General features: G+C 53.7%; 5 protein-coding genes, 1 pseudogene and 1 riboswitch. Of the genes and pseudogenes, 5 read left to right on the top strand and 1 reads right to left on the bottom strand.

What is annotated here, in order from left to right:
- From QM579_RS01040 to QM579_RS01050, 3 genes are all read left to right on the top strand, one after another.
- A partial coding sequence (locus tag QM579_RS01040) for a hypothetical protein (protein ID WP_414997378.1) occupies window positions 1–1960 on the top strand: 1960 nt, incomplete at its 5' end.
- Window positions 1961–2069: 109 nt separating this feature from the next.
- Window positions 2070–3107, top strand: coding sequence for a contractile injection system tape measure protein (locus tag QM579_RS01045; RefSeq protein ID WP_414997379.1), 1038 nt, complete (start codon window positions 2070–2072; stop codon window positions 3105–3107).
- Entirely contained in the window at window positions 3104–4429 is a 1326-nt protein-coding gene (locus QM579_RS01050; RefSeq protein WP_414997380.1) for an ATP-binding protein, read from the top strand. The genes QM579_RS01045 and QM579_RS01050 overlap by 4 nt, the downstream gene beginning before the upstream one ends.
- Window positions 4430–4453: 24 nt before the next feature.
- Here QM579_RS01050 and QM579_RS01055 read toward each other — a convergent pair whose 3' ends face one another.
- The gene (locus QM579_RS01055; RefSeq protein WP_414997381.1) at window positions 4454–4795 is read right to left on the bottom strand and encodes a hypothetical protein; all 342 of its coding nucleotides are present in this window, start codon (window positions 4793–4795) and stop codon (window positions 4454–4456) included.
- A 747-nt stretch (window positions 4796–5542) separates the two neighbouring features.
- Window positions 5543–5647, top strand: a riboswitch (glycine riboswitch).
- A gap of 157 nt (window positions 5648–5804) precedes the next feature.
- Here QM579_RS01055 and QM579_RS01060 point away from each other — a divergent pair.
- Together QM579_RS01060 and QM579_RS01065 are read left to right on the top strand one after the other, a co-directional pair.
- Window positions 5805–6179: pseudogene (locus QM579_RS01060) on the top strand (GrdX family protein); the annotation flags it as partial.
- Between the two features lies 1 nt (window position 6180).
- Window positions 6181–7344 (top strand): glycine/sarcosine/betaine reductase component B subunit (locus QM579_RS01065; protein ID WP_414997382.1); only part of this gene is annotated, 1164 nt, incomplete at its 3' end.

Below are 7344 nucleotides of genomic sequence, written 5' to 3' on the forward strand. Positions count from 1 at the left end.
CTTTGCTCCAGTGCTGCCAACAGATGGAACGGGGTTTGCCCTGCCCCCTGAAACGGCGCAGACACAAAGCGGCCGCGAACAAAAAGAGCGTATACTGCGCGAGGTTAACAGCCGTCTGGTGCAGTGGCAGCAGTTGTGCCGTCCGGTCTTGCGGGCCGAAGAAATACGGCTGGACCCCCTAGAGGCCGATGTCACCCTCGAACTGGCGGTGTCCCCGGTGGAACCACGTGCGCTGCTTGCCCTTGTTGCGGAACTCATGACAACGGCTGAGGAATATCTGCGCCCAAGTGGGGCCATACCTCACGCAATCCGCCCCTCAGTAATGAACGCATTCCTAGCCCACTTCTTCCAAGACGCGAACGTGAATGTGCGCGATGCCGTTTTAAAAGGCATCCACGCTCTTAGTTTGCGCAACGCCGCTGGAAAAAGCGTATTGACCAAGGAGGTGTTGTCTCTGGGGAAAGGTTATGACGCCTTTGCCATATCAAAATGGAACATCCGGGTGGGTCGGGCCGGTTTTTATGAAGAACTGAACATGGAAGAATTGCGTCATGCCGCATATCTGGCAGAATGCCACCTCACGGAAAAATTGCGCCAGCAGCAATGGCGTATAACGGAGACACTGGAACCACAGCCTAAAACCACTGAGTATCCGAGCATAACCGAAGAGGCCAGCAAGCCCGCGTTCCTGCATGAGCAATTACCTGCGTGCTATAATGCTGCCTCAGTTGAAAACGGAAAAACGGGCAAAAACCTGGCGGAGGCGCGGCAGCTCCAGGGCTGGCTGTTGCTTTTTGAACAACTTTTAGCTGACGCCTTGCTCCCGTTGCGTAACCCTTCAGCCTTGTTTGCCCCGCGCACGCCCGAACCGGAAGAATTATGCGCTGATACTGAAAGCCCGTTACTTTGCGTATTGACAGACGGCCCGTCATACCGGAGCGGCATGGGTGATGCCGTGCGGCAAGGGGGTGATTTTCTGCGGCGGTGCGAGGCCCTCCTGCTGCACCTGGCCGCTTTGCAGGGCGAAGAGCCCTGGTTTCTTCCGGAATATACTAACCAAGACAGTTCACCCCCCTCCACAACCGCCGAACACCGGCTCGAACTTCTTGCTTATTGGCTGCGGCATCTACCGTGGTTGAACGGACGGCGTCTACTTAAAAATTCTCCACAAGCCGAAATGTTGCAAATCAATGCCGGGAACGATCCGCTTGAGCAGCGCCTTGCCCTGCTTTTGCTGCCTTTCACCCTCAATGGTCCGGCACCTGCCCAACGTTTTTTTGACATTCGGCTTGAGCGTAACACGACGACCGAACAGGATGAATACCGGTGTTATATTCGGGACGCAGAACAGCGGCTTCGCATCATCTGCAAAATAGCCGCAAGTAGTCTGGAGGAAGCGGAATTCATTGGTCTGCACGTCATGCGTCTGGCCGGGTATGCCGAACAGTATCACATCACAGACGAAGACATCCGCATAGGCTGGTTGGCCGCGCTGGCCGAAGAAGATTCACCGATGGCTTCGGATGCACCGCTAAGCCCTTTTGATAGAATCAGCAAAACTACAGCATGGGCCAAAGCATTACTGCCAGCTTGGGTGAAAGTCGTGGACTACGAGGCGATTGGTGAAAATCGCCCCTTTGAAATGGCTGTATTTCTGGAACAGGCGCTTGTGCCTCCCGCATGGCGGCCGTCTCTGGAGCAGGCGATACAAAAACACATACCGGCGCACATTTTGGCTCATGTCTTTTTTATTAATCCCGAAGAACGGCGTTTGATGGATGCACTGCTGTATAGCACGGAAAAAAGTACCGAAGCCAGTATGCACAATCTCAACACCAAGTTACGGCAGTTCATACACTCTTTTGAAGACAACGCAGACAAGGAATCATTCACGGGAGCACCGCCAGCTCATCTGACTTCAGAGCCGCGCGTGGCGGAAAAAAACTTATATGTCTCATGAAACTACGCACAGGGTGGGCAGCGTTCTTCTGCATTGTACCGCACGAGCCTCATCAAAGGGGGGGCTATCTACCGCTGCCCAAGAGGCGGAACACCGGGGCGGCGCTGTTTTGACTCATTTTCGGGAGTCTCTGCCCCACCTGCTCCAGGATGTCTTTGATGAATTCGCACCGCCTGAAGATCCGGATATGGTGTCCTTTGATACACTCACCCTGGATTTGGGCAGTGTCCCCCTTTCCGGCGTCATTCCCCGTTTGCAGGAAACATTGCGTGAGGAACTACGGCTGCGCCTGCCTGCCGCAGAAAACAGGCCGGATAGGCTCAGCTATTTTTTCACACTTTTGACAGAATATCTTGAAAGCGGCACGGCCCCCTGGAATACGCAAAACCTCCTTGCGGACGACTGGGCGTCAGAACTTCAGGCGCTACTGGAGCATACGCAGACAAGGGAAAAGCTGCTCGCGCTGCTCCAACAAAAGGGGACCCCGCTGATATTCCGTCGTTTGCGTTCGCTCTTGGGGGGGCTGGGTTGTGCCAAGAAGAATTTTGAGCAGGCTCTGCACGTGCTCGAACAGAAGTCCGTCATATTTGACGATATTGAAGCCGCCTCATTGCACAATGATGCGCTACAGCGAAAATATTTTTTGAACAATGCCGGGCTGGTGCTGGCAGCACCATTTTTGAAGCATTTTTTTCAACGCCTCGGATTGCTTGACTCTCAGCAGGAATTTATATCGCCAACTGAGCGGAGCCGGGCTGTGTGCCTGTTGCAACTGCTTTTTGAACCGGAGATTTCCTTGCTGGTGGAGGGCGATTTGTTGCTGAACAAGATCCTTTGTGGGTGGCCGCCGCTTGAGCCTGTTCTTCTGGCCGAGGCCAATTTTGGGCCTACGGAAAAAGAAAGGCACGAGGCACAGCAGGTAATGCGGGCCATGCTGATTCATTGGAAAGGTCTTGGCAATACCAGCCCGGAAAAGCTTACGCAGGATTTTTTGCGGCGCAACGGGGTGCTGCACTTTGGGCATACCAGCCCGCAATTGCATGTGGAGGCACGGCCCCATGATTTATTGTTGCAGAGCCTCCCCTGGGTGCTTTCGATTATTCAGACTCCCTGGATGAAAACGCTCATACAGGTGCATTGGTTATGAACGAAACATATGCCGCTGTTGCAACACTGAATACTGAAGCATTAGGTGCTGAATTGGACTGGTTCGGCCGAATGCTGGGCAATTGCCTGCTCAGCCTCGGTATCCAGGAGGGAGAAAAAGCGGATGAATCCGTGCCAGACCTTCCCCAAGATGCCTGGTACACTGAGTTTGTGCGCCAACACCAACTGAGCGGGGCGGATCGTCTGGTGCTTATCTTGGCACTGCTGCCGCATATTAAACCGGAAATCCTTTCCAGCCTGCTACAGGAAGAGGCATGCAAAAAGTACTTTGGAGGGGTTCGCGGCAGACAGTTCAACGGCTTTATCCCCACAATGCAGACAGCTCTCATCCTGCTCAGCGGGAGTAATCTGCTTTATCGCCTGGCGGGTATCGAGTTTTTTTCAGAAGACAGCCGGCTGATCAGCAGAGGAATTTTACGGCTTGGCCCCTGCCCGCCGGACGAACCCCGAACCTGTGCGGCCCTATTAGTTGATGAAGAGGCGCTTTCTTACATCATCCGAGGCAAGACTTATGAGCCGTCAGGCCCCAATTTTCCGGCTCACAGGCTGATTACCCCCCTGGAGTGGGAGGATTTGATTTTGCCCGCCGTTGTTTTGCGTCAGGTGCAAGACATTCTGGATTGGGCCGCCCATGCAGAAGGACTTTACTCAAAACTGGGCCTCGGCAAACACTTGCGACCCGGCTACAAAGCCCTGTTTTATGGCCCGCCCGGCACTGGAAAAACACTCACTGCCGCTCTTATCGGCAAACAGACGGGTTTGCCGGTTTACCGGGTCGACCTGTCACAAATCGTGTCCAAATACATCGGTGAAACGGAAAAAAACCTGGAACACCTTTTCCGCATGGCCGAAAACAAGGAATGGATTATCTTTTTTGACGAGGCGGACGCCCTGTTCAACAAGCGCACCAATGTTGAAGATGCCCACGACCGGCATGCCAACCAGGAAACTGCCTACTTACTGCAACGGCTTGAGAATTATCCCAACCTTGTGATTATGGCCACCAACATGCAGGACAACATTGATACCGCCTTTTCCAGGCGCTTCAATTGTGGCATTTTCTTTCCCCTTCCTGGCAAAACCGAACGGCTGCGGCTCTGGGACGCCTGCTTGGGCGAAAAGCTACACCTGCATGAGGATGCGAGGGAAATATTACTAAGTTTTGAACTCTCTGGCGGACAGATCGCCAATATCGCCTTGCGATTGGGATTGTGGGCTTTGAAAAGCGGTTCTATGACGATCTCTTCGGGAACATTGAAACGCGGTATTATGCTGGAGAACGTTTTGTTAGGTAAAGCCTGAGAAGTAAAACTGCCTGATAAACGATTAAGAACGGAAGAGGCTCGAACTGAACCCAAGCGCTGAAAGCAAAATGAAGATACAGCCCTTGGAGAAATACCCCGGAGCAGGTACTTCAAGAGTTTCACCGGGGTGTCGCCCGCATGCGGGCTTTCTCCGGGGACTGCCCAGCCCTTTCGATGCAGCATCGGGACCGCCCGGCTTGGAATTGTCGCGAAAAGGGTAGATCTCACGGAAGACGAAAACACGCGTTTGGATGATGCCGGATGCCTTGCGGGTGATGAGCCCCCTACATGGCGAGAACAGACGGCCAGGCTCGTGTCCGTGCCCGGCATTCTTAAAATAATCCTCGGTATAAATCCGGTGCACGCGTTTATGGTTCACCCACCAGCCCTCGCAACGAAGCAAAATATAAATACGTTAGTAGCCGTAGCGAATATTACTGGTTGCAATTTCACGAATGCGCATGCGCAATGGCGCCTAATCGGGGCGGATGGAGCAGAACTGATAAACCGTTCAGGATTGTTGCATCAGGGCGCAAACTCTCCTTACGCTCACTCCGTCACAGTCTCGCAACTGTTTTATCAGTTCTCACTACCGAGAAGGCGTCAGAGCTTTTTGATAGCACATCCTTAAGCATGGCTTTATTAAGGCTCAGGTCTGCGATCATGCGCTTGAGACGAAAGTTTTCCTCTTCCAATTGCCGGAGTCGGCTAATTCACAGAGACCCAGCCCACCATACCTTTTCTTCCGGCGATAGAAGGTCTGCTGGCGTATACCCATTTTACGGCAGAGCTCATCAGCCGTTGTACCCAGCTTTTGCTGGCGCTAGGCAAAGACTACCTACATCGTAGAGTTATCTTCTTTATGTAAAAACCCATTTGTGGCATCCTAGCTGGTTTTACCAATTTTCTCATTTTTTAAAGATGGCGGGGCACTACCCCAATATGTCGGCTGGAAATCCGGCATTATGAAACCATTTTAAATAATGATACTTTTTATTGCCTTATAAACGCGCTGGTTAGGCGGAAAATCAGCCAATAGCGCCATTGTGAAAAATAATTTCTATCTGCACGAGCTTGACACTTTTTTCTCAATGGTACATTTTTGAATCGTGGTAAGTGTGCGAGAGAGTCCTTTGCACTGAATGCCAGAGCAGAGGCACCGAAGGGGCAAGGCCGAAAGGCTGAAACTCTCAGGTAAAAGAATCGCACATCTTAGTGCTGCTGAATCCACTTGTGGAGACAGGGCGTGCCATTCAACCGCAGGTACGCTTATGCTTCACGTCCTTATTACAAACAATCCCCGCTTTCAGGAGATGGCCCCCAAGGGATTGAGCGTCAAGCTCATCTCGGGCTGATCCGCGTCCGTTGTTCGCGCGGCGCGCGATCAAATCCATCAGGGTTGGCGCCTTGCCAATCACCCTCTTTACGGCAATTTTCTGCCCCGACAGATGCCGTACCGTTCACTGATCCTGTCACCTTGTGCCCAACCGCCTTCCGGGGCTTCCACTTCAGTGGACATCACATCTCTTGAACTTATCGAGCAAGCTCAGGCCCGTTACGACGCCGCTGTCGCCCATGCGCCCTTGCGCATTGAAGGCAACGCGTTGCGGGACTGCGCCTTTGTGGACGTGGAGCTTCTGCGCGCAACTATTGAGAGCCTGGGCTGTAGTATCAAAAGCCTTTTGAACCTCAATGGAAGACATCCGGCCCCCGCGCCGGGCGTGCTTTCACACCACAAGGAGATGTAACGTGAAGTTGGAACTGCACCGCATCACAGTCAGCAAGCTGGTCTTTGGTGCACACACAGGTGTCAGCGGCGATGTGCTTACTGTTAACAAGGAAGAACTGACTACCCTGCTCATGCAGGATGAACGGCTCAGCGGTGTTGAGATAGACGCCGCCCATCCCGGTGAAAACACGCGCATTATGCCCGTGAAGGACGCCATTGAGCCTCGTTGCAAGCTTGAGGGGCCGGGTGAGGTTTTTCCCGGCTGGATTGGCGACGTGGAAAACGCCGGTGAAGGCAAAACTCTGGTTTTGAGCGGTATGGCCGTGCTGACCACGGGCCGCGTGGTAGCCCCGCAAGAAGGTATCGTGGATATGACCGGCCCCGGCGCAGACTACACGCCTTTTTCAAAGACGTGCAACCTGACCCTTTCCCTGTCTGCCGTGGCCGAGATGGAGCCTCACCAGTGCGAAGCCTGCTTCCGCCGTGCCGGGCTGCGCGCCGCCCACTATTTGGCCGCAGCTTGCAAGAGCGCCAAGGCCGACAACGTTGAAAGTTTTGATTTTCCGCCGCTCAACGAGGCCATGCACGCCCATCCCGGGCTGCCCAAGGTGGCCTACATCTATATGCTGCAATCTCAAGGCCTTTTGCACGATACGTGGGTTTACGGCGTGGACGCCAAGCGCATCCTGCCCACTATGATCAGCCCCACTGAAATTATGGACGGCGCAATCATTTCGGGCAACTGCGTGTCTGCCTGCGACAAGAACAGCACCTACGTCCATCTTAACAACCCCGTGATCAGAAGCCTTTATGAGCATCACGGCAAGAACCTCAATTTCGTGGGCGTCATCATTACCAATGAAAACGTCACCCTGGCGGACAAGAAGCGCAGCTCTTCCTATGCGGTCAAGCTGGCCCGCATGCTTGGCGTCGAAGCCGTGGTCATCAGCGAAGAAGGCTTTGGCAACCCCGACGCCGACCTTATCATGAATTGCCGCAAATCCGAGCAGGCCGGCATCAGAACAGTACTCATTACAGACGAATTCGCCGGACGCGACGGCTCCAGCCAGTCGCTGGCCGACTCGTGCCCAGAGGGCGATGCCTGCGTCACCGCTGGCAACGCCAACGAACTTATCGTTCTGCCGCCCATGACGAAGGTCATCGGCGATCTGGCCCCTGCTGAA

Origin of the sequence: Desulfovibrio sp., assembly GCF_047607245.1 — a bacterium.
Classification (GTDB): Bacteria; Desulfobacterota; Desulfovibrionia; order Desulfovibrionales; family Desulfovibrionaceae; genus Desulfovibrio.